This is a genomic window from Pseudomonas multiresinivorans (genome assembly GCF_012971725.1).
GTDB classification, from domain to species: domain Bacteria; phylum Pseudomonadota; class Gammaproteobacteria; order Pseudomonadales; family Pseudomonadaceae; genus Pseudomonas; species Pseudomonas multiresinivorans.
This window is the reverse complement of sequence record NZ_CP048833.1, coordinates 72,354-94,832: the sequence shown is the minus strand read 5'-3', so window position 1 is coordinate 94,832 and position 22,479 is coordinate 72,354. Positions and strand designations below refer to the sequence as shown.

General features: G+C 65.3%; 20 protein-coding genes. 9 read left to right on the top strand and 11 right to left on the bottom strand.

Translation table 11 applies throughout. From position 1 onward, the window contains the following. The first annotated feature begins 132 nt into the window (after nucleotides 1–132). The 3 genes from G4G71_RS00415 to G4G71_RS00405 all read left to right on the top strand — a co-directional run bounded on the left by G4G71_RS00415 (nucleotide 133) and on the right by G4G71_RS00405 (nucleotide 1,940). Nucleotides 133–408 carry a polyhydroxyalkanoic acid system family protein gene (locus tag G4G71_RS00415; protein ID WP_024767449.1) on the top strand — a complete coding sequence of 92 codons (276 nt, stop codon included), beginning with the start codon at nucleotides 133–135 and terminating at the stop codon, nucleotides 406–408. 169 nt (nucleotides 409–577) lie between these two features. Continuing rightward, on the top strand, nucleotides 578–988 hold the full coding sequence (locus tag G4G71_RS00410; RefSeq protein WP_169934970.1) for a phasin family protein: 411 nt from the start codon (nucleotides 578–580) through the stop codon (nucleotides 986–988). Between the two features lie 10 nt (nucleotides 989–998). Further along, entirely contained in the window at nucleotides 999–1,940 is a 942-nt protein-coding gene (locus tag G4G71_RS00405) for a phasin family protein (RefSeq protein WP_169934969.1), read from the top strand. Nucleotides 1,941–2,018: 78 nt separating this feature from the next. Here the strand turns inward: G4G71_RS00405 and G4G71_RS00400 are convergent, their stop codons facing one another. The 11 genes from G4G71_RS00400 to G4G71_RS00350 form a co-directional block, all read right to left on the bottom strand. Continuing rightward, a complete protein-coding gene (locus G4G71_RS00400; RefSeq protein ID WP_169934968.1) occupies nucleotides 2,019–2,633 on the bottom strand; it encodes a TetR/AcrR family transcriptional regulator in 615 nt (204 codons plus the stop codon). Nucleotides 2,634–2,825: 192 nt separating this feature from the next. Then, the gene (phaC, locus tag G4G71_RS00395) at nucleotides 2,826–4,508 is read right to left on the bottom strand and encodes a class II poly(R)-hydroxyalkanoic acid synthase (RefSeq protein WP_169934967.1); all 1,683 of its coding nucleotides are present in this window, start codon (nucleotides 4,506–4,508) and stop codon (nucleotides 2,826–2,828) included. Nucleotides 4,509–4,839: 331 nt separating this feature from the next. Continuing rightward, nucleotides 4,840–5,844, bottom strand: a complete 1,005-nt coding sequence (gene phaZ / locus G4G71_RS00390) for a poly(3-hydroxyalkanoate) depolymerase (RefSeq protein WP_226045854.1) — start codon at nucleotides 5,842–5,844, stop codon at nucleotides 4,840–4,842. Further along, complete coding sequence (gene phaC, locus G4G71_RS00385) at nucleotides 5,841–7,520, bottom strand: class II poly(R)-hydroxyalkanoic acid synthase (protein WP_169934966.1); 1,680 nt, start codon at nucleotides 7,518–7,520, stop codon at nucleotides 5,841–5,843. The genes phaZ and phaC (G4G71_RS00385) overlap by 4 nt, the downstream gene beginning before the upstream one ends. Before the next feature lie 469 nt (nucleotides 7,521–7,989). Then, nucleotides 7,990–8,931: an IS481 family transposase gene (locus tag G4G71_RS00380; RefSeq protein ID WP_169934965.1), complete on the bottom strand. Its 942-nt coding sequence runs from the start codon at nucleotides 8,929–8,931 to the stop codon at nucleotides 7,990–7,992. Between the two features lie 133 nt (nucleotides 8,932–9,064). Further along, nucleotides 9,065–9,436 (bottom strand): gamma-butyrobetaine hydroxylase family protein, encoded by a 372-nt coding sequence (locus G4G71_RS00375; protein WP_169934964.1) that lies wholly within the window; start codon nucleotides 9,434–9,436, stop codon nucleotides 9,065–9,067. A 93-nt stretch (nucleotides 9,437–9,529) separates the two neighbouring features. After that, nucleotides 9,530–10,870: an ATP-dependent protease ATPase subunit HslU gene (hslU, locus tag G4G71_RS00370; RefSeq protein ID WP_084358347.1), complete on the bottom strand. Its 1,341-nt coding sequence runs from the start codon at nucleotides 10,868–10,870 to the stop codon at nucleotides 9,530–9,532. A 29-nt stretch (nucleotides 10,871–10,899) separates the two neighbouring features. After that, nucleotides 10,900–11,436, bottom strand: a complete 537-nt coding sequence (hslV, locus tag G4G71_RS00365) for an ATP-dependent protease subunit HslV (protein ID WP_037013407.1) — start codon at nucleotides 11,434–11,436, stop codon at nucleotides 10,900–10,902. Nucleotides 11,437–11,570: 134 nt separating this feature from the next. Beyond that, a complete protein-coding gene (locus G4G71_RS00360) occupies nucleotides 11,571–12,383 on the bottom strand; it encodes an SPOR domain-containing protein (protein ID WP_169934963.1) in 813 nt (270 codons plus the stop codon). A gap of 6 nt (nucleotides 12,384–12,389) precedes the next feature. Beyond that, nucleotides 12,390–14,129 carry an arginine--tRNA ligase gene (gene argS / locus G4G71_RS00355; protein ID WP_169934962.1) on the bottom strand — a complete coding sequence of 580 codons (1,740 nt, stop codon included), beginning with the start codon at nucleotides 14,127–14,129 and terminating at the stop codon, nucleotides 12,390–12,392. 205 nt (nucleotides 14,130–14,334) lie between these two features. Continuing rightward, nucleotides 14,335–16,596 carry a primosomal protein N' gene (locus G4G71_RS00350; protein WP_169934961.1) on the bottom strand — a complete coding sequence of 754 codons (2,262 nt, stop codon included), beginning with the start codon at nucleotides 16,594–16,596 and terminating at the stop codon, nucleotides 14,335–14,337. Between the two features lie 175 nt (nucleotides 16,597–16,771). Between G4G71_RS00350 and rpmE the strand changes: the two genes are divergently transcribed. The 6 genes from rpmE (at nucleotide 16,772) to G4G71_RS00320 (ending at nucleotide 22,389) form a co-directional block, all read left to right on the top strand. Further along, the gene (rpmE, locus tag G4G71_RS00345) at nucleotides 16,772–16,987 is read left to right on the top strand and encodes a 50S ribosomal protein L31 (RefSeq protein ID WP_024766509.1); all 216 of its coding nucleotides are present in this window, start codon (nucleotides 16,772–16,774) and stop codon (nucleotides 16,985–16,987) included. 76 nt (nucleotides 16,988–17,063) lie between these two features. Next, complete coding sequence (locus G4G71_RS00340; RefSeq protein WP_169934960.1) at nucleotides 17,064–17,816, top strand: thermonuclease family protein; 753 nt, start codon at nucleotides 17,064–17,066, stop codon at nucleotides 17,814–17,816. Continuing rightward, nucleotides 17,813–19,264 carry a M48 family metalloprotease gene (locus G4G71_RS00335; RefSeq protein WP_169934959.1) on the top strand — a complete coding sequence of 484 codons (1,452 nt, stop codon included), beginning with the start codon at nucleotides 17,813–17,815 and terminating at the stop codon, nucleotides 19,262–19,264. The genes G4G71_RS00340 and G4G71_RS00335 overlap by 4 nt, the downstream gene beginning before the upstream one ends. A gap of 103 nt (nucleotides 19,265–19,367) precedes the next feature. After that, nucleotides 19,368–20,636 carry a malic enzyme-like NAD(P)-binding protein gene (locus G4G71_RS00330; protein WP_169934958.1) on the top strand — a complete coding sequence of 423 codons (1,269 nt, stop codon included), beginning with the start codon at nucleotides 19,368–19,370 and terminating at the stop codon, nucleotides 20,634–20,636. Between the two features lie 180 nt (nucleotides 20,637–20,816). After that, nucleotides 20,817–21,590: a phosphatase PAP2 family protein gene (locus tag G4G71_RS00325; protein ID WP_169934957.1), complete on the top strand. Its 774-nt coding sequence runs from the start codon at nucleotides 20,817–20,819 to the stop codon at nucleotides 21,588–21,590. A gap of 64 nt (nucleotides 21,591–21,654) precedes the next feature. Then, nucleotides 21,655–22,389, top strand: coding sequence for a substrate-binding periplasmic protein (locus G4G71_RS00320; protein WP_169934956.1), 735 nt, complete (start codon nucleotides 21,655–21,657; stop codon nucleotides 22,387–22,389). The last annotated feature ends 90 nt before the right edge of the window (nucleotides 22,390–22,479 follow it).

Sequence of the window (22,479 nt, the reverse complement as noted above, 5' to 3'; positions counted from 1 at the left end):
GTCAGTGGCGGGCATTCTAACAGGATGCGGAGAAAACGCCGCCCCGCTCGCCGCGGCAAGAGGGGCGCCGGGGTGCGGCGATACGGCGCGGCGCGTATCATCTGGAAAGTCAGTCATTCGCGGAGTTCCAGCATGTCCCGTATCCACGTCGAACGTTCCCACTCCCTCGGCCTCGAAGCCGCCCGCGCCAAGGCGGAGAAGCTCGCCGACAAGCTCGGCCGCGAGCACGGCGTGAGCAGCGAATGGCAGGGCGATACCCTGCTGTTCAAGCGCAGCGGCGTGGATGGGCGCATCGAAGTGGGCGCGGACAAGGTCGCGGTGGACGTGAAGCTGGGCCTGATGCTCTCGGCCATGGGCGGCCTGCTCAAGGGCGAGATCGAGCGCGCGCTGGACAAGGCGCTGGCCTGATACCTTCCGGCCCCGCTCCCTGCGGGGCCAAGCCGCTTTCGGGCGGCGCCGGCTTTCCTACAAAGCCTGGTATGTGTTTTCTAATTTTCCCCGATACCTTGGCTCACAGTCCCGCCTTTCGCGGGCAGCTGTTCGACATCATCGAATCAGAACCCTGTGAGGTGCCACCATGGCCAAGGCTGTCAGCAAGAAGAAAGTCGTAGAGCTCGAATCCTCCCTCTACTCCGATGCCAAGCACTACGCGCGGCAGATCTGGCTCGCGGGCCTGGGTACCTACGCTCGCGTGGGCGCCGAAGGCAGCGAGTACTTCAAGGAACTGGTCAAGTCCGGCGAGTCCGTGGAGAAGAAAGGTCGCGACCTGGTGAGCACCCAGATCGACGCCGCCAACGACAGCGTCAAGGGTCGCCTGCACAGCGTCAAAGCCAAGCTCAACTTCGACAGGATCGAGGAAGCGTTCGATGCGCGTGTCGCCTCCGCCCTCAATCGAATCGGAATTCCCTCCAGGCGTGATGTGGAGGCGCTCTCTGCTAAGCTGGATGAGCTGAGCGCAGTGCTCGAGCGAGTCGCGAAAAACCAATAAGGAGAGCGGGATGGCTGGCAAAAAAACTACCGATAAAAAAGAGTCCAGTTGGATCGGCGAGATCGAGAAATACTCGCGGCAGATCTGGCTGGCTGGCTTGGGGGCCTACTCGAAGGTCAGCAAGGACGGCAGCAAGGTGTTCGAGACCCTGGTCAAGGACGGCGAGAAGGCCGAGAAACTGGCAAAGACCGAAGTCGAGGGTGCGGTGAAGACTTCCACCCGTTCCGCGAAGGCTCGCGTCGATGCCGTCAAGGGCGCCGCGATCGGCAAGTGGGGCGAGCTGGAAGAGGCCTTCGACAAGCGCCTGAACAGCGCGATTTCGCGTCTGGGCGTACCGAGCAGCCGTGAAGTGAAAGACCTGCACAGCAAGGTCGACAGCCTCACCAAGCAGATCGAAAAACTCACCGGCGTCAGCGTCAAGACCGCCAAACCGGCCGCCAAGGCCGCCGCCAAACCCGCAGCGAAAGCAGCCGCCAAACCGGCCGCGAAACCCGCTGTGAAGACCGCGGCCTCCAAGCCGGCGACCAAGGCTGCTGCGAAGCCTGCTGCCAAACCCGCCGCCAAGCCCGCCGCGAAAGCCGCTGCGAAGCCGGCTGCCAAGGCTGCTGCGAAACCTGCTGCCAAGCCTGCCGCGAAACCGGCTGCCAAGGCCGCGGCCAAACCGGCCGCCAAGCCCGCGGCTGCGAAAGCCGCTGCGAAGCCGGCAGCCAAGCCCGCGGCGAAACCGGCTGCTGCCGCCAAGCCTGCCGCTGCGAAACCTGCAGCCAAGCCGGCCGCGGCGAAGAAGCCCGCCGTGAAGAAACCCGCTGCACCCAAGGCCGCCGCCAAGCCGGCTGCTCCGAAGCCGGCAACCGCTCCGGCCGCCACCCCGGCACCGTCGGCCCCTGCTGCCGCCGCGCCGGCCGTGACGCCGTCCGCTGCCGCTCCGGCGACGCCGTCGTCCCAGGCCTGATCGGTCTGCTGCAACACCCACGCCCGGCCTCGCGCCGGGCGTTTTCATTCCCTCAAGGGAAATGCCTGCGGGGAAAAGTCAGGGGGCGAGGTAGCGCTTGGCGAGTCGTTCGGCGATCAGCTGCGAGTCGGGGCGCAGGTGCGGCGCCACCAGCATCATCACCTGGAACACCACGTGGCGGACGTCGCCCTCGTGGCCGAGGATGCGCTGATAATCCAGTGAGAACAGCAGGGTCAGGGTGATCTGTTCGACCAGTTGGCCGAGGGCCTCGGTATCGCTGAGCAGTTCCTCCTGCGCCTTGAGCTGCGCCAGCAGGGTGGCCAGCGTGCGCTTGAGCTGATTGAGCCAGGCGCGCATGCCGCGGGCCAGTTTGGGCAACTTTCCGGAGAGGTTGGAGAGGTCCTGGAAGAGGAAGCGGTAGTGCGCCAGGCGCTCGACGATCAGGTGCAGGAACAGCCAGTAGTCTTCGGCGCCCAGTCGCACGTCCTCGGGCGGGTCGAGCAGCGGCGCCAGTTCGTCCTGGAAGCGCTCGAACAGCGCCAGCACCAGCGGCTCCTTGCCGTGGAAGTGGTAATAGAGATTGCCGGGGCTGATGCCCAGTTCGGTGGCGATCTCCAGGGTTGAAACGTTGGGCTCGCCCTGCTCGTTGAACAGCTGCAGGGCGCATTCGAGAATCCGGTCGCGCGTTTTCATCCGTGTTCAGGTTCCAGCCGCAGTGGGGCCGACGATAGCGTCAGGGGAGGGGGCTGCCAATCGGCGCACTTCAAACTTCTGCACGGCGTAGCCCTGTAGGAGCGAGCTTGCTCGCGAACGCTTCTCCGGCTGCACCAATGCTCGGGCGGTTCGCGAGCACGCTCGCTCCTACAGAAGCTCCGGTATCACGGCTCAGCGCACGTGCACGTAGGTCCCCGGCGCGGCCTCCTTGGGCGGGTATTCGGCGTTGCCCAGCTCGAAGCTCACCGGGCGTCGCTCGCCCGAGCGATGCTGGATCCACTCCAGCCACAGCGGCCACCAGCTGCCTTCCTGGCGCTTGGTGTCGTAGTACCAGGCGCGCGGGTCGGAGCTGATCTTGCCGTTCTCGAAATAGCAGGCCTTGGGGTTGCCGGGCGGGTTGAGGATGCTCTGGATATGCCCGCTGTTGGAGAGCACGAAACGGCTGTCGCCGCCCAGCAGTTGTGCCGAGCGATACACCGCGTCCCACGGGGTGATGTGGTCGGTGATGCCGGCGACGTGGAAGTTGTCCACCGCCACCTTCTTCAGGTCGATGGCGCTGCCGTTGACCTCCATGGCGCCGGGCCGGGCCAGCGGGTTGTGCTTGAAGAAGTCGAGGAAGTCGCCGTGCAGCGCGGCGGGCAGGCGGGTGTTGTCGTTGTTCCAGTAGAGGATGTCGAAGGCCGGTGGCTGCTTGCCCAGCAGGTAGTTGTTGACCCAGTAGTTCCAGATCAGGTCGTTGGGCCGCATCCAGGCGAACACCTTGGCCATGTCACGGCCGTCCAGAACGCCGTGCTGGTAGGAGCGGCGCTTGCTGCTCTCCAGGGTCTGTTCGTCGGCGAACAGCGCGGCGGGCGTTTCCACCTGGCTGTCCAGCAGGCTGACCAGGTAGGTCGCGCTGGCAATCTTGCGCAGTTGTCGGCGCGCCTGTAGGTGGCCCTGCAGGGCCGCGATGGTCAGGCCGCCGGAGCAGGCGCCCATCAGGTTCACACTGCGGCTGCCGCTGATGGAGCGGCACGCCCCGATGGCTTCATCCAGCGCCGTGACGTAGGTCGACAGCCCCCACTCGCGGTGACGCGCATCGGGGTTGCGCCAGCTGACCATGAATACCTGCAGGTTATTCTTCAGGGCGTACTGGACGAAGCTCTTCTCCGGCGACAAGTCGAAGATGTAGAACTTGTTGATCTGCGGCGGCACGATCAGCAGCGGCTTGGCGTGCAGGTGTTCGCCCATCGGCTTGTACTGGATCAGCTCCAGCACCTCGTTGCGGAACACCACGGCGCCGTGCGTGGTGGCCAGGTTCTGGCCGATCTCGAAGGCGCTGCGATTGACCTGGCTGGGCATGCCGCCGTTGTGCATCAGGTCGTCCAGTAGATGCTGCACGCCCTTGAGGACGCTCTGGCCGCCGGTATTGAACAGCTCCTTCACCGCCAGGGGGTTGAGCAGCGTGTTGGACGGCGAGGCGGCGTCGGACAGGATCGACAGCAGGAACCGCGCGCGGGCGCGGTCGTCGGGCTTCAGGTCGCTTTCGTCGACCCATGCGAGCAACTGCTTCTGCCAGGCCAGGTAGGCCTGCACGGTACGCCGGTAAAGCGGATTCAGCCGCCAGGACGGGTCCTGGAAGCGCGCGTCCTGCGGGTTGGGTTGCAGCGGCGAGTCGCCGATCAGCACCTTGCCCACCTGCTTGCCGAACGCCGCCAGGTGCTTCGCCGAATGCATCGGCTGGCGCACGCCCTGCAGCGCCAGCATGCGCAGGGTGGACAGCATGTCCTTGCCGCGCAGGCCGACCATCGCACTTTGCGCATTCATGTATTGGGTGGGAACGGGGACGCTACCAGGCTCTGCTTTCTCTCGCATGAACAGCACTCCGTAAAGGGTCCGACCTGACAATGGCGACGCAAAGCCTGTACCAGAATCGGGAATGGCCCGTTCCAGACACTTGCCGCCGGTTCGAGGGATGTGCACGGGTATCGACGCGAGAGGAAACTGCCCGAAAACAGGGCAGCGGATCAGCAGTCGGGTTGCCCTGCGGACACCGGTGAGGGTGGCCGCAGCGCTGTCCCGATTCAGGCGCTACGTGTCGATACCCGTGAACACGCCTGTTTGTTGTTCGGCTCTTTAAAAAAAGTGCCTGCGCAGCGATCGGTCAAGGCAGGATGACCTCGAACTATGACGAAGCTGTGATGCGTCAGCTGGCCTTGGGAGTGAATGGCCGGGGGTGGATGACGGCGCGCTGCCGTTCCTCCTGGAGGAACTTCATGATGATCGGCGCCACGGTTTCCGCGCGGGTCACCAGGAACAGGTGGCCGTCGTCGATCACGTGAAGCTCGGCGTTGGGGATGCGCCAGGCCAGCATGCGCATGTTGATCAGCGGGATGATCGGGTCGTCGTCGCCGGCGAGGATCAGCGTCGGCTGACGGATCTTGTGCAGCCAGTGGATGCTGGTCCAGCCGAGGCCGGCGAACAGCTGCCAGTAGTAGCCCATCTTGCCGGACGAGCGGACCTTGCTGGCGAAGGCCATGGCCAGCTTGGGATCGCGGCGGAAGGCGCCGCCGTAGATGTCCGGCGCGATGTGCACACCGTAGGACGGCTGGATGTAGCGGCGCGGGCTGGCCATGCGCCAGAGCACCTTGGGCTTGCCCGGCACCATCACCGCGCCAGCGGCAGTGGCGGCGAGGATCAGCTTCTTGCAGCGCTCGGGATAGTCATGGGCGAACTGCTGCGCCAGGGCGCCGCCCCAGGACACGCCGATGGCGGTCACCTGGCCGTAATCCAGGTAATCGAGCATCCGCGCGGCCAGCTTGGCCAGGCCGGGGAAGCGGTACGGCGTGCTGGGTGTGGACGAGCCGCCGACGCCGGGGACGTCGAAGGCGATCACCTCCAGGTCCGGGTCCAGCGCGGCGACGAAGGGGAACACCAGTTCGAGGTTGGCGCCGATGCCGTTGAAGATCAGCAGCGGCGTCATGTGTTTCTTGCCCGGGCGCACGGCGGTGCGGATGGTCTGCCCGTCGAGTTCGATGGTGCGGAACTCGAAGGGCTGCGCCGCCGGCGCCTTGCTCGGCAGGATCTCCTCGCCGCTGCGTTTGCTGCGTGCGCGCCGGCTCGTCGGCGCGGCCACTTCCACGGCCGTCGACGATTCTGGGGAGTTGGCGTCGTCCACGGCGCCGGCTTGCGGGAGGAGTTCTGTTTTCATCGTTCGTGTACGTAGGTTCCGGGGGAGGCTTCGCCAGCCGGATAGGTTTTGTTACCCAGCGAAGACGGCGCCTTGCGCGTTTTGCCGGAGCGTTCGGCCAGCCAGTTCTGCCAGTGCAGCCACCAGGAGTCGGCGTGCTTGCTGGCGTTTTCCTGCCAGGTTTTCGGATCGACCGAGAGTTCCGGGCCGGTCATGAAGCGCGCCTTGGGGTTGCCCGGCGGGTTGAGGATGCTCTGGATGTGCCCGCTGTTGGAAAGGACGAATTCACACTTGCCGCCGAGCAGGCGCGCGGAGCGGTAGCAGGCTTCCCACGGGGTGATGTGGTCGTTGAGGCCCGCCAGGCAGTAGAAGTCGCAGGTCACCTGCTTGAGATCGATCGGTGTGCCGCCCACCTCCAGCGCACCGGAGCGGCTCAGCGGGTTGGTCTTGAACATTTCCACCAGTTCGCCGTGCAGTGCGGCCGGCAGGCGCGTGGTGTCGTTGTTCCAGAACAGGATGTCGAAGGCCGGCGGCTCGTTGCCCAGCAGGTAGTTGTTGACCCAATAGTTCCAGATCAGATCGTTGGGGCGCATCCAGGCAAAGACCTTGGCCATGTCTTTCCCTTCCAGCACGCCGGCCTGGTAGGAGCGGCGCTTGGCGGCTTCCAGGGTCTTCTCGTCGGCGAACAGGGCGACCTGGGTATCCAGCTCGAAGTCCAGCACGCTCACCATCTGGGTGAAGGCGTTGACCTTTTTATCGCCCAGCGCGGCGTAGTGGCCGAGCAGGGTGACGGTGGTGATGCCGCCGGAGCAGGCGCCAAGCATGTTCAGGTCCTTGGCGCCGGTGATGGCCAGGACCACGTCGATGGCTTCCTTCAGCGCCTCGATGTAGGTGGTCAGGCCCCACTCGCGTTGCGCCTTGGTCGGGTTGCGCCAGCTGACGATGAAGGTCTGCACCTGGTTGCGCAGGCAGAAGCGCGCCAGGCTCTTCTCCGGCGACAGGTCGAAGACGTAGAACTTGTTGATCTGCGGCGGCACCACCAGCAGCGGGCGCTCATGCACGCTCTCGGTGATCGGCTTGTACTGGATCAGCTCCAGCACGTCGTTGCGGAACACCACCGCGCCATCGGTGACGGCCAGGTTCTTGCCGACCTCGAAGGCGTCCATGTTCACCTGGCTGGGCATGCCGCCGTTGTTCACCAGGTCCTTGGCCAGATGGGTGAGGCCGTCGAGCAGGCTCTTGCCGCCGGTCTCGAAGAAGCGCTTGACCGCCGCCGGGTTGGACAGCGTGTTGGTCGGTGCCATGGCCTCGGTCATCAGGTTGATGACGAACTGGCCGCGGCTGATGTCCTGGGGCGACAGGTCGCTCTCACCCATCCAGGTGTGCAGCTCCTTGCGCCAGGCCAGGTAGGTCTGCAGGTAGCGGCGGTAGAGCGGGTTCTGGCTCCAGGCCGGGTCGTTGAAGCGGCGGTCGTCGTCCGACGGCTTCAGGTCGGATTTGCCGAGCAGCACATTCTTCAGTTCGAGGCCGAAGTGGGTCACGTGCTTGGCGCTGTGGAAGGGCTGTTTGACCGCTTGCAGCAGCACCATCCGGGCAGAGGTGAGCAGGTCCTTGCCGCGGATCCCTATCACCGGGTTCAGGGCGAGGGTGTTTTCCGCGGCTTGCTGGGGTAGATCGCTGTTGTTCTTCTGGGTCATCGGCGACGCTCCATTGTCCTGAGACGCATACTGGCGGGGCTCACCTGAGTGACGTAGGGCCAAGTACTGCTCGGGTTGCGGAACGTGGAGACAGCTCCACGCGATTCATCTACTTGGCGGCATCACTGGAACTTCAGGTGACCACGCTCTGTGCACTGTAACTCCGTACATTGCACTGCCTTGGTTACCCGAGTTTCCTTCGCCGCGCAAGCTGGTGCAGCGTGGGCCTTCTCCTGGGAGTATGTCGGGAAAAGTTAGAAAACGCGCCCTAGAGCGGGGGCATCTCGCCAACTCCCTGACGGCGGCCACGCGAACAGCAGTCTGCCGGAGGAATGTTGCAAATGGCGTGCCCTGGGCGATTGCCCGACGAAGGTTGGTGCGAGGAATGGAGCGGGAGCGGGGCGAACGACCTGTAGGAGCGAGCTTGCTCGCGAACCGATTCCGCTGCGGGGCTATTCGCGAGCAAGGACTAGGTGTGTAAACCCAGTAGGTTGTTCAGTGGAATGCGGCTGATGGGTGGGCAGTAATGCAGACTGGAGTGAGGCCTGTGCCAGTTGTATTGGTGTAGCCAGAGGGCCAGATGCTGGGCGCGCTGCTCAGAGCTCTCGTAGCTACGGGCGTAGGCCCACTCCCGCAAGCTGGTTTGAATGAAGCGCTCAGCTTTGCCATTGGTACGTGGGGTGTAGGGTCTGGTGCGGATATGTCGTAAGCCCAGACGCCGGCATAGGCGGCGGAATAGACCTGATCGGTAGCAGGCACCGTTGTCAGTCATGACCCGAGTAAATCGAATCTTCAGCGAGCGGTAGTAGCGCAAAGCCTGGAGCAGAGCGCGACAGGCACTTCCACCTCGTTCATCAGCATGCAGGCTGGAGAAGGCGATGCGCGAGGCATCGTCGATGGCGACATGGACAAACTCCCAGCCCGCTCCGTCAGAGCCCATCAGCCGGGTTCCCGTAACTCGATGTCCCGGTCTCCAAAAGCGTGCGAGCTTCTTGATATCCAGATGCAGTAGATCACCTGGTTGAGCGTACTGATAACGCCTGATCGGCGGAGCGGGCTCCAACTCGGGGAGCCGATTGAGTCCGAGTCGTTTGAGGTGGCGAGCGATGGTACTGACTGCCAGCCCTAACTCGTTGGCAATTTGCCGATAGGTTTGACGGGCGCTGCGCCGCTCAATCAGCCTTTCGAGCCGGGACTCGGGTGTGGCATGGGGGCAGGCGTGAGGGCGCGAAGTGCGATCCATCATGCCGGCCTCTCCCTCTTCGCGGTAACGCCGAAGCCATTTGTAGGCCGTACGTACGCTGACACCGGCCGCCTGCGCTGCCTCTTCAGCACGTAACCCCTGAAGCATGCGCTGGACTAAAAGGGCTCGACCGCGCGGTGTAAGACGGGCATGTTTATGCAGGTTCATTCGGGGCTCCTGGAAGGATTGGTTGGTCGCACTTCCAGTTTTCCGGGTAAGCCCCGGATGAACAACCTACCGAGAAATCACAACTAGGCGTCCCCCTCGGTCCTGCAGGCAACAATGTGCGATGGCGGAAGCTTTACAGCATCAGCTTGACCACGGACTCCGACGGGTCACGCGACTTGCCGGCCTTTTCCAGTTGCGCCAGGTAGTCGGCCCACATCTCGTCGTGGCGCACGCATAACTCGTACAGGTAATCCCAGGTGAACAGGCCGCTGTCGTGGCCGTCATCGAAGGTCAGCTTGAGTGCGTACTGCCCGGCCGGCTCCAGGTTGCTCAGGCCGACATTCAGCTTGCCCACCTGCAGCACCGGGTTGCCGTGGCCCTGGACTTCCGCCGAAGGGGAATGCACGCGCAGGAACTCCGCGGAAAGGTCGTAGGACTGCTCCCCGTAGGTCAGCGAAAGCTTCTTGGAGGCCTTGTGCAGCTTGATGGCGGAAGGGATGCGCATGGGGGACTCCTGAACGGTCATGGCGGCATTGTAGCGCCGCGCAAAAAGGAACGGGGCGCCCTGAGGCGCCCCGTCACTGTGGCGTCGATCCGCTTACAGGATGTAACGCGACAGGTCTTCGTCCTGGGCCAGTTCGCCCAGGTGGCCGTTGACGTAGGCCGCGTCGATCACGATGGCCTTGTCGCTGTGCTCGCTGGCCAGGTCTGCGGCATCGAACGACACCTCCTCGAGCAGACGTTCGAGCAGGGTGTGCAGGCGGCGCGCACCGATGTTCTCGGTCTTCTCGTTGACCTGGAAGGCGATTTCCGCGAGGCGCTTGATGCCGTCGGCGGCGAACTCGATGTCCAGGCCTTCGGTCTTCAGCAGCGCGGTGTACTGCTCGGTCAGCGACGCGTGCGGCTCGCTGAGGATGCGCTCGAAGTCGCTCGGGCTCAGGGCCTTCAGTTCGACGCGGATCGGCAGGCGGCCTTGCAGTTCAGGTACCAGGTCGCTGGGCTTGGAGAGGTGGAACGCGCCCGAGGCGATGAACAGGATGTGGTCGGTCTTCACCATGCCCAGCTTGGTGTTCACGGTGCAGCCTTCGATCAGCGGCAGCAGGTCGCGCTGTACACCCTCGCGGGAGACATCGGCGCCGCCGACGTTGCCGCGCTTGGCGATCTTGTCGATCTCGTCGATGAAGACGATGCCGTTCTGCTCCACTGCTTCCAGGGCGCGGGCCTTGAGGTCTTCTTCATTGACCAGGCGCTGCGCTTCCTCGTCGCGGATCAGCTTCATCGCCTCGGCGACCTTCAGCTTGCGGCTCTTGCGCTTGCCCTTGCCCATGTTGGAGAACAGGCTCTGCAGCTGGTTGGTCATCTCTTCCATGCCGGGCGGGGCCATGATTTCCACGCCCGAAGGAATATCGGCGACCTCGATGTCGATTTCCTTGTCGTCCAGCTGGCCTTCGCGCAGGCGCTTGCGGAACAGCTGGCGGGTGTTGGAATCCTCGCGTGCGGGCTCGTCGCCGAAACCGGCGGTACGCGCCGGCGGCAGCAGGGCGTCGAGGATGCGCTCTTCGGCGGCGTCTTCGGCGCGGTACTTGACCTTCTGCACTTCCTGCTCGCGGAGCATCTTGATCGCGGCATCGGCGAGGTCGCGGATGATCGACTCGACGTCACGGCCGACGTAGCCGACCTCGGTGAACTTGGTCGCCTCCACCTTGATGAACGGCGCGTTGGCCAGCTTGGCCAGACGACGGGCGATCTCGGTCTTGCCGACGCCGGTCGGGCCGATCATCAGGATGTTCTTCGGCGTCACTTCGGCGCGCAGTTCGGTCGGCAGCTGCATGCGCCGCCAGCGGTTGCGCAGGGCGATGGCGACGGCGCGCTTGGCGTCGTCCTGGCCGATGATGTGGCGGTTGAGTTCGTGGACGATCTCGCGGGGAGTCATGGACATTTGACGGGTTACTCCGGAACGACAACGCCTCAGAGGGCGCTGTCGAGCTCCTCGATGGTCAGGTTCTGGTTGGTGAACACGCAGATGGAGCCGGCGATGTTCAGCGCGGTCTCGGCGATTTCGCGGGCGCTCATCTCGTCGTTGGCTTTCTGCAGAAGCGCCATGGCGGCCGCCTGGGCGAAGCCGCCACCGGAGCCCATGGCGATCAGGCCATGCTCGGGTTCGACCACGTCGCCGTTGCCGGTGATGATCAGGGAGGCGTCCTTGTTGGCCACGGCCAGCATGGCCTCCAGGCGGCTCAGGGAACGGTCGGTACGCCAGTCCTTGGCCAGCTCGACGGCAGCGCGCACCAGGTGGCCCTGGTGTTTTTCCAGCTGCTGCTCGAAGCGTTCGAAGAGGGTGAAGGCATCGGCGGTGGCGCCGGCGAAGCCGGCCAGTACTTCACCGTGGTACAGGCGGCGGACTTTCTTCGCGTTGCCTTTCATCACGGTGTTGCCCAGGGAAACCTGGCCGTCGCCGCCCATGACGACTTTGCCGTTACGGCGGACAGATACGATGGTGGTCAAGGGTCTTACTCCACACTAGCGGGGCGATGTGCCCGAATGCAGAGTCAGATGGGGACTAGGAAGGCGGGGTTCAAGTCCTGCACCGGACGAGCAGTGCGCATTTCTCGCGCCACTCGTCGGTGCGGGCCTTGGAATCAGCGGGTCTGGCGCTGCTGTAACAGCAGGTTGCTGAAGCCGTTGCCGGCCAGTTGCTTCTGCGCGGCGGAGGCCTTGGCGCGGTCGCCGTAGGGGCCGACCATGACGCGGTACCAGGTTTCGTCGCGCACCGTGCCGGACTCCACGCGGGCGTTCTGGCCCATCATGATGATCTGCGCACGCAGGTGGTCGGCGTCGGTCTGCTTACGGAACGAGCCGGCTTGCAGGTAGTACTGCGTGGCCGCTACGGCCGGCGGCGGTGTCGGCTTGGCTGGCGTGGTATCGCTGGCCGGAGCCTGCGGCAGCGCCTGCTTCTGCGCGCTGGCGACCTGGGTCGCTGGCGGCGTGGCGGGCGTTGCCGGCTTGACCACTGCGGGCGGTGGCGGAGTCTGGCCGCTCAGGGCGGTCAGGGCGCGCTGGGTGTCGATCTTCTCGGCTTCTTCCTTGGTGGCGACCACGGTCGGCGGCGGAGTCGGCTTGGCCGGCGGCGGCACGGCCTCCGGCGGTACCGCGACTTCCGAGCCCGGCAGCAGGGTGTAGAAGTCGTACTTGGGCTTCACCCCGGTCGGCGCGGCCGGCTGTTGCGGCTGCACGGTGCCGGAGGGCTTGTTGGAGCCGACCACGGCCTTGGGCGCCTCCGCCTTTTCGCGTTTGACGTCGTTGCGACCCGGCTCCAGCTTCATCAGGAACATGATGAAGCCGCCGATGGCCAGGCCGGCCACCAGCCATACCCAGCCGGGGACCGAACTCTTCTTGGCCGGGGCCTGGTAGCGGCTGGCGCCGCGCTTGGGAGCGGGTTTCTTCTTCGCCATGGGTGCTTACATGCGCTCCAGGGTTTCCAGGCCCAGCAACTCCAGGCCCTGCTTGAGGGTGCGGCCGGTCAGCGCGGCAAGGCGCAGGCGGCTTTCCTGTTGCGCCGGGTCTTCGGCGGTGAGGATCGGGCAGTGCTCGTAGAAGCTGGAGAACAGGCCGGCCAGTTCGTACAGGTAGGCGCAGAGAATGTGCGGCACACCCTTGATCGCCACGTTGTTGAGCAGGTCGGTGAACTGCGCCAGCTGTGCGGCCAGGGCGATTTCCTGCGGTTGCTGCAGGACGATCTTGCCGCCCACTTCGTCATAACCCTTGCCCAGCTTGCGGAAGATGCTCGCCACGCGGGTGTACGCATACAGCAGGTACGGCGCGGTGTTGCCTTCGAAGCTCAGCATCAGGTCGAAGTTGAAGCTGTAGTCGCTGGTGCGGTGCTTGGACAGGTCGGCGTATTTCACCGCGCCGATGCCAACGGCGTGGGCGATCTGGCGCAGGTCCTGCTCGCTGAAGTCGGGGTTCTTGGCCTTCACCAGGGTGTAGGCGCGCTCCTCGGCTTCGATCAGCAGGTCGATCAGCTTCACGGTGCCGCCGTCGCGGGTCTTGAACGGCTTGCCGTCAGCGCCATTCATGGTGCCGAAGCCCATGTGCTCCAGGTCCATGCTGGCCGGGACGAAGCCGGCGCGGCGGGCCACTTCGAACACCTGCTGGAAGTGCAGGGCCTGGCGCTGGTCGACGAAGTACAGCACGCGGTCGGCGTGCAGCACCTTGTGGCGGTAGCGCATGGCGGCGAGGTCGGTGGTGGCATAGAGGTAGCCGCCGCCGGCCTTCTGCACGATCACCGGCAGCGGCTCGCCTTCGGCGTTCTTGAACTCGTCGAGGAACACGCACAGGGCGCCGTCGCTCTCGACCAGCAGGCCCTTGGCGGTGAGGTCGGCGACTACCTGGGCGAGGTCGTCGTTATAGGCGCTCTCGCCCTTCACGTCGGCCATTGTCAGCTTGACGTCCAGCAGGTCGTAGACCTTCTGGCAGTGCGACAGGGAAATGTCGTTGAAGCGGGTCCACAGGGCCATGCACTTGGGGTCTTTGGCCTGCAGCTTGACCACCAGTTCACGGGCGCGGTCGGCGAACTCGGGCGACTCGTCGAAGCGCTGCTTGGCGGCGCGGTAGAAGACTTCCAGGTCGTGCAGTTCGGCCTGGGCGTCCACCGGTTGTTCTTCCAGGTAGGCCAGCAGCATGCCGAACTGGGTGCCCCAGTCGCCCACGTGGTTCTGGCGGATTACCGTGTCGCCGAGGAACTCCAGCACGCGGCTGACGCCGTCGCCGATGATGGTCGAGCGCAGGTGGCCGACGTGCATTTCCTTCGCCAGGTTCGGCGAGGACAGGTCCACCACCACGCGCTGCGCGGGGCCGGCCTTGCGCACACCGATGCGTTCATCGGCCAGGGCCTTGTCGAGGCTGGCGGCGAGCCAGGCCTGGTCCTGGAAGAAGTTCAGGAAGCCGGGGCCGGCGATCTCGACCTTGGCTACTTCCGGGCTCTGCGGCAGCGCCTCGACCAGCTTGGTGGCCAGGTCGCGCGGCTTCATGCCGGTGGGCTTGGCCAGCATCATGGCGATGTTGCTGGCGAAGTCACCGTGGGTTCGGTCCTTGGTGTTCTCCACCTGGATGTCGGGCGTCAGGCCGGCCGGCAGGGTGCCGTCTTCGGTGAGGCTGACAAGGGCTTGCTGGATCAGGTGGCGAATCGTGTCTTTCATGGTTTTCTCCGTGCTCGCGTGCATCCGGCGCGCGCGACCGGTTATCGGGCTCACAACCGCGCATTATCCGTGGCTGGGCATGGCTTGCCAACCGCGGAGCGCTCCGAGTTCAGTCTCGCCGCTGCGCCATCCGTCGCGGCTGATGGAAGTCAATGTAGGACGGTTCCGGCGCGGCGGACGGGTTCTTGGGAATAAAAGAGGGTCGTCAGAACAGATCGATCGGGTCGACATCCAGCGACCAGCGCACCTGGCGCCCACTGGGCATGCCCTCGAGCGTCAACAGCCAGGGGGTGAGAAGACGGTGCAGCGGAGCGCGGGCCGTACTCATCAGCAGCAACTGGGCGCGATAGCGGCCGGCACGGCGCTCCATGGGCGCCGGTACCGGGCCGAGGAGTTCCACGTCGTGGCCCAGGGTGGCCTGCAGGCGCTCGGCCTCGGCGCAGGCCTCGTCGAGGAACCCTTCGGCCTGTCCCGGCTTGTGCGCCTCGGCGCGTAGCAGCGCCAGGTGCGAGAAGGGTGGCAGTCCGGCGGAGCGGCGCTCGGTCAGGGCCTGCTCGGCGAAGGCGAAGTAACCCTGCTCGGTGAGCTGCACCAGCAGCGGGTGGTCGGCCAGATGGGTCTGGATCAGCACGCGGCCCGGCTCCTCGGCGCGCCCGGCGCGGCCGGCGACCTGGACGATCTGCTGGGCCATGCGCTCGCTGGCGCGGAAGTCGGCGGAGAACAGCCCGCCATCGGCGTCGAGGATCGCCACCAGGGTGACCCGCGGGAAGTGGTGCCCCTTGGCGAGCATCTGCGTGCCGACCAGGATGCACGGCTCGCCTTTGTTGATGGTGGCGAACAGGTCGCGCATGGCGTGCTTGCGCGAGGTGCTGTCGCGGTCGATGCGCAGCACCGGGTAGTCGGGGAAGAGGATGCGCAGGCGCTCCTCGGCGCGCTCGGTGCCGGCGCCGACCGGGCGCAGGTCCACGGTGCCGCATTTCGGGCAGTTGCGCGGCGGCCGCTCGCGGTGGTCGCAGTGGTGGCAGCGCAGTTCGCCGCTGCCCTGGTGCACGGTCATCCGCGCATCGCAGCGCGGGCACTGGCTGATCCAGCCGCAGTCGTGGCACAGCAGGGTCGGGGCGAAGCCGCGGCGGTTCAGGTAGACCAGCACCTGCTGGCCGGCGGCGAGGGTTTCCTTGATCGAGCGCTGCAACGGCATGGAAATGCCGGAATCCAGCGGCAGGCTCTTCACGTCCAGGCGGTGGAACTTCGGCTGGTGCGCGCCGCCGGCACGCTGGGTCAGGCGTAGCAGGCCGTAGCGGCCGCTTTGGGCGTTGTGCAGGCTTTCCAGCGCGGGTGTGGCCGAGCCCAGCAGGATCGGCACGTTCTCCAGCCGCGCGCGCACCATGGCCAGGTCGCGGGCGTGGTAGCGCAGGCCTTCCTGCTGTTTATAGGAAGCGTCGTGTTCCTCGTCGATGATGATCAGCCCCGGATTCTTCAGCGGGGTGAACAATGCCGAGCGGGTGCCGATGATGATGTCCGCCTCGCCGTCGCGGGCCGCCAGCCAGGCGTCGAGGCGCTCGCGGTCGGTCAGCGCCGAGTGCAGCAGGGCGATGCGCGCGTTGAAGCGCCGTTCGAAGCGGCTCAACGTCTGCGGGCCGAGGTTGATCTCGGGGATCAGCACCAGCGCCTGCTTGCCGGCTTCCAGGGCCTCGCGGATCAGTTGCAGGTAGACCTCGGTCTTGCCGCTGCCGGTGACGCCGGCCAGGAGGAAGCTGTGGAAGCTGCCGAATCCGGCGCGAACCGCCTCGAAGGCAGCGCGTTGTTCGGCATTGAGCGGCAGCTCCGCCTGCGCTAGCCACGGGCCATGGTGTGGCAGCACGCTGTGCTCGCGCACTTCCAGGGTGACCAGGCCTTTTTCCTGCAGCAGGTCGAGGCTGTCCTTGTTGATCTGCAACTGGCTGAGCAGGTCGTGGGCAACGCCGTGGGGGTGCTGCTTGAGAATCTTCAACGTCTCGCGCTGGCGCGGCGCGCGGGTCAGGCGCGGGTCTTCCTCGCGGGCGCCGGGTTCGGCGTGCCAGAAGCGCTGCTGGCGTGCTTCGGCCGGATCGCCCTGGCGCAGCAGGTTGGGCAGCGCCCAGGAGAAGGTGTCGCCCAGGCTGTGCTGGTAGTACTGCGCCGTCCAGCGGCACAGCTCCAGCAGGTGCGCCGGCATCGGCGGCTCGCGATCGAGCACGGCCAGGGCCGGGCGCAGCTTGTCCGCCGGCACGTCGGAGGTTTCCACCTGCTCCACCAGTACGCCAACCATCTCCCTCCGGCCGAACGGCACGCGCAGGCGTACGCCCGGCTGCAGGCGCGTCACGTCGACCCCGCGCGGAGGCAGATAATCGAACAGGCGACGCAGCGGCGAGGGCAGGGCGAGACGCAGGATGGAGGGTGTGGGCACGCGACGGATTCCGGGGCGGCTGGGAGCGCTGGATGGTAGCATGGGCAATGCGACGGTCGGTCATGCCTGATCTTGCGTTGAAAGCGTTCTCTGGTATGATCCACGCCCTTAATTTCCGTGCGGTGCCCGGTAAAAGATCCCGCCCGCGGTCCTTGATGACCGTGGCTCGGCTTCTGCCAGAGACTGGGTGGCGGCACACCACTGAGAGGAAGAGACCATGAAACCGGAAATCCATCCCGCGTACGAAGACATCGAAGCTACCTGCAGCTGTGGCAACGTGATCAAGACCCGTTCCACCCTGTGCAAGGGCATTCACCTGGACGTCTGCTCCGAGTGCCACCCCTTCTACACCGGTAAGCAGAAAGTTCTGGACACTGGCGGCCGTATCGACCGCTTCAACCAGCGCTTCGCCATGTTCGGCGGCAAGAAGTAAGATCGATTTCCGGGAAAGGCCCACGATGGTTTTTCACGGTAATTCGAAAAAGGCGTCCCTTGTGGGCGCCTTTTTTATGGCCGTCCTATTCTCCCTGGACGCCAGCGCTGCTGCCTGCCCGAAGCCTTCGTCAGCGGAAACGGTACGCGTGGCACGGGTGGTGGACGGTGACACGCTGAAGCTGGCCGACGGCCGCAGCGTCCGCCTGATCGGCGTGAACGCCCCGGAACTGGCTCACCATGGCCGCTCCGAAGAGCCCTTTGCCGTTGCCGCCCAGCGCCGCCTGCAGGACCTGGTGGCGGCCAATGACGGTGATGTCGGCCTGGTTACCGGTCAGCAGGGCAAGGACAAGTACGGCCGCACGCTGGCCCACGCCTATGACGCTCGGGGCAACAACCTCGAATCCCGCCTGCTCGCCGAAGGCCTGGGCTACCTTGTAGCTATCGCCCCCAACACTGATCTCACCGCCTGCCAGCGGGCCGCCGAGCGCGAGGCGCGCAGCGCCAAGCTGGGGCTGTGGAAAAAGTCCCCGGTGCAGACGGCGCAGCAAGTTCAGGACAGCGGCTTTGCGGTGGTACGCGGTCGGGTGGAGCAGGTTCAACGCAACCGCGGCGGCCTGTGGATCGAGCTCGACGGCCCGCTGGTGCTGCGTATCCAGCCGCGCCTTGTGAGGCAGTTCGACGATGCAACCCTGCGTGAGCTGAAGGGTCGACAAATAGAAGCGCGCGGCTGGGTCATCGACCGTTCCGAGCGCGGTGGAGTGAAAACCGGACAGGCGCGCTGGATGCTGCCTGTAACCGACCCGGCGATGATGGAGGTATTGCCATGAGCGTGCGCTCGTTCGGAATCCTGGTGCTGCTGGCGCTGCTGTGCGTCCTCGGCGGTTGCGCCACCAACCCGGCCACCGGCAAGTCTGACTTCGTGATGATGAGCGAGCAGAGCGAACTGGAGATGGGCCAGAAGTACAGCCAGGAAATCGCCAAGCAGTACCCGCGCTATGAGGATGCCAAGCTGCAGGCCTACGTCCAGCAGGTTGGCGAGCGGGTCGCCCGTGCCGGCGACCGGCCGCAGCTGCAGTATCACTTCACGGTCATCGACACTCCCGACATCAACGCCTTCGCCCTGCCCGGCGGCTACATCTATATCCACCGCGGGCTGATGGCGTATCTGGGCTCGGAGGCGGAACTGGCCGCCGTGCTCGGCCACGAGGTCGGCCACGTGACCGCGCGGCATAGCGTCAAGCAGCAGAGCCAGTCCAGCGCCTGGAGCATCCTCGGCCAGGCCGTGGCCCTCGGCACCGGTGTCGGCGCTGCCGCCGACCTCACCAACGTGCTTGGCACCGCCTTCGTGCGTGGCTATGGCCGCGACATGGAGCTGGAGGCCGACGGTCTGGGCGCCAAGTACCTGGCTCGCGCCGGCTACGACCCGACCGCCATGATCCAGGTGGTGCGGGTGCTGAAGAACCAGGAAGACTTCGCCCGCGACGAGGCGGCGCGCAAGGGCCAGGCGGCCCAGCCGGTCGGCTACCACGGGCTGTTCGACACCCACCCGGACAACGATGAGCGCCTCAAGCAGGTCCTCGGCCCGGCCCAGGCCCTGGCCGGCAGTGGCCAGCGCGAAGTCGCTGCCGAGCGCTACCTGAAAGCCATCGACGGCATGCCCTTCGGCGATTCCGCCGCCAGCGGCGTGCGCCGCGGGCAGAGCTTCTACCACTCGGAACTGGACTTCACCCTGACCTACCCGTCCGGCTGGGGCATCCTCAACCAGCCGACCGCGCTGGTGGGCTACACCGCCGACCAGCAGGCCTACATCGGCATGAAGCTGGTGCCGCGCGATGGCCAGTTGACTCCGGCGGAGTACCTGCGAAAAGGCGCTGGCGGGCGGTTATCGAACGAAGAAAGCTTCCAGCAGAACGGTCTCGACGTCGCCACTGGCGTGGTTCCCGGCAATCCGGCCCGTCGCGCGGCGGTGGTCTACCAGAAGGACCACGCCTACCTGTTCATCGGTGTGGTCAAAGGTCGCGCCTCGCTGGAGAGCGAGGACGATCACTTCATGCAGGTCATCCGCAGCTTCCGGCCGATGCGCGCCGACGAGCAGAAACTCGCGCAACCGCGCCGGATCGCCGTCGTTCAGGTCAAATCCGGGCAGACTGTCGAGCAGTTCGCGAAGGCTGAAACCGGTCCGGAATCTGACTCGATAAATCGTATACGTTTATTGAATGACTTGTATCCAACTGGTCAGCCAAAACCGGGCGACTGGCTGAAAGTCGTACGCTAGAGGTCTTGACAGCTGGGGCCTGGGCTACCTTGGCAGGTGCGGCCTTTCTGCGTATGCTCGGTCCCCCGTCTGTCCAACAAGCAACAAAAGCGGAAGTGCCCAAATGTCTGATCTCAAGACCGCTGCCCTCGAATATCACGCCCAACCCCGCCCCGGAAAACTGAGCGTCGAGCTGACCAAGCCGACCGTGACCGCCCGCGACCTGTCGCTGGCGTACAGCCCAGGTGTCGCCGAGCCGGTCCGCGAAATCGCGCGTGACCCCGAGCTCGCCTTCAAGTACACCGGCAAGGGCAACCTGGTCGCGGTCATTTCCGACGGCACCGCCATCCTCGGCCTGGGCAACCTCGGCCCGCTGGCCTCCAAGCCGGTCATGGAAGGCAAGGGCGTCCTGTTCAAGCGCTTCGCCGGTGTCGACGTATTCGACATCGAAGTCGACGCCGAGAGCCCGCAGGCCTTCATCGATACCGTCAAGCGCATCTCCATCACCTTCGGCGGCATCAACCTGGAAGACATCAAGGCACCCGAGTGCTTCGAGATCGAGCGCGCCCTGATCGAACAGTGCGACATCCCGGTGTTCCACGATGACCAGCACGGCACCGCCATCGTGACCGCCGCCGGCATGCTCAACGCCCTGGAAATCGCCGGCAAGAAGCTGGAAACCGCGAAGATCGTCTGCCTCGGCGCCGGCGCCGCCGCCATCTCCTGCATGAAGCTGCTGGTGAGCATGGGCGCCAAGGTCGAGAACATCTACATGATCGACCGCCAGGGCGTGATCCACGCCGGCCGTAACGACCTGAACCAGTACAAGGCGGTGTTCGCCACCGAGACCGACAAGCGCACTCTGTCCGACGCCCTGGAAGGCGCCGACGTGTTCGTTGGCCTGTCCGGCGCCAACCTGCTCAGCGCCGAAGACCTCCAGCGCATGGCGCCGAACCCGATCGTCTTCGCCTGCTCGAACCCGGACCCGGAAATCAAGCCGGAACTGGCCCACGCCACCCGCAACGACGTGATCATGGCCACCGGCCGTTCGGACTACCCGAACCAGGTCAACAACGTGCTCGGCTTCCCCTTCATCTTCCGCGGTGCCCTGGACGTGCGCGCCACCCGCATCAACGAAGAAATGAAGATCGCTGCCGCCCTGGCCCTGCGTGACCTGGCCAAGCTGCCGGTGCCCAAGGACGTGTGCGACGCCTACGGCGTAACCGCCCTGGAATTCGGCCGCGAGTACATCATTCCGAAGCCGATGGACAAGCGCCTGATCACCGTCGTCTCCGACGCCGTGGCCAAGGCTGCCATCGAGACCGGTGTGGCGACTCTGCCGTATCCGAAGCACTACCCGCTGCAGTCGGTGGAAGACGTCTTCAAAGGCTGATTCCGTCTGACGTGGAAAACCCCGCCTCGGCGGGGTTTTTCTTTTTCCGCTGAGTGAAACGAAGAGTTACCCATTCATGACTGAAGGCAGGGGCCTTCAGAATCGTCCCGACTATCCTTCCCTGCTCATGCATTGACGCGTCCGCTGCCCTGGAGCGGGCCGGGCGCATGGGGGAACATCATGAATCGGACTTTGCTGGCAGTTGCCACCCTGGCGGCCAGCGCCGCGCTCATCGGTTGCGCAGGGGCACCGCAGATGAGCTGGGATCGGGTGGGGGATTCGGCGCAGCGCGCGGTCACCAGTGCCGACGTCTGGGCACCTGTGGCTGGCGCGGCGGTGATCGCCGCAGGCAATTGGGACCACAAGTGGCAGAAATCGGCGAGCAATCACGACTGGTTCTTCGGCGGCGACGCCAACCAGGCCGCCGACCGCATGCTCAACCTCGCTACCGGCCTGAGCGTCGTCAGCGCCCTGGTGGCTTCGCCCAAGGACGTGAGCACCGAGGAGAAATGGAGCTGGCGCGGGCGCAACCTGACCTTGCTGGCGGCGGACCGCTACGCGGTGACCGGTTTCGTCGAGGAGGCCAAGGAATGGTCCGGGCGCGAGCGGCCGGACGGAATCCCCGATGACTCCTTCCCGTCCAAGCACACCGCCGTGACGGCCGTGCACAACAGCTTCACCCGCCGCAACCTGGACTATATCGACATGAATCCGACCTGGCGCTACACCGCCAAGGCCGGGCTCTACACCCTCGACGGGCTGACCGCGCTGTCGCGTGTGGAGGGGGACAAGCACTACCCCACCGACGTGCTGGTCGGGATGGCGGTGGGCAACTTCTTCGCCAACTTCACCTACAACCTGTTCCTCGAGGGGCCGGAAAGCGAGCGCTACAACGTGGCGGTGGTCCCGGAAACCGGCGGTGGCATGAGCCTGCGCGCGGCGATGCTGTTCTGAGGTTGGCGCGCCGAGGTGGGCAGCGTCTAGTCTTGCCAGAGCTTCTCCCTGGACGACATCCCCGATGCCGCTGCGCCTGTTGCTGATCCTGCTGTTCCTGTGCGTTTCCTGCGCGGCGCAAGCCGGCGAAGTGCTGCGCATCGCCGCGGATCGCTGGCCGCCCTACGCGGACCGCCAGTTGCCCGGCAATGGCGTGGCCGTGCACCTGGTACAGGCGGCACTCAAGCGCGCCGGCTATGCCAGCGAATACATCGAGGTGCCCTGGCCGCGCGTGCTGCACGGTGTGGCGAACGGCGAGTACGACCTGGTGGCGGACGCCTGGTATACGCCGGAGCGGGAGTCCTTCGGCGTGTATTCCGAGCCCTACCTGGTCAACCGCGTGCGCCTGATCAAGCGCCTGGGTTCGCCCATCGTCTTTGGCAATCTGACCGATCTGTATCCGTACCGCATCGCCATGGTGCGTGGCTACGCCTACTCCGAGGCCTTCGACAATGACCCGAAGCTGCAGCGGGTGTCGGTGTTCAGCTTCGTCAACGCGGCGCTGATGCTGCAGGCCGGGCGGGTGGACCTGACGCTGGAAGACGAGATCACCGCGCGCGTGCATTTCAACGGCGACCTCGCCGAACTCAAGGGGCAGCTGGAATTCCTGCCGGTGCCGCTGGCCGAGAACGGCCTGCACATCCTCGTCGGCCGGCATAACCCGCACCATGCCGAGATAGTCGCGGCCTTCAACAAGGCGATCCGCGAGATGCGTGCGGATGGCAGCTACGACCAGCTGATGCGCGAGCACGGTCTCTGACGGGGCTTTGGGCTCTATGTAGGAGCGAGCTTGCTCGCGAACCCGGTTTCACGCCAGACCATCCGGTGCAATGCGTTCGCGAGCAAGAAC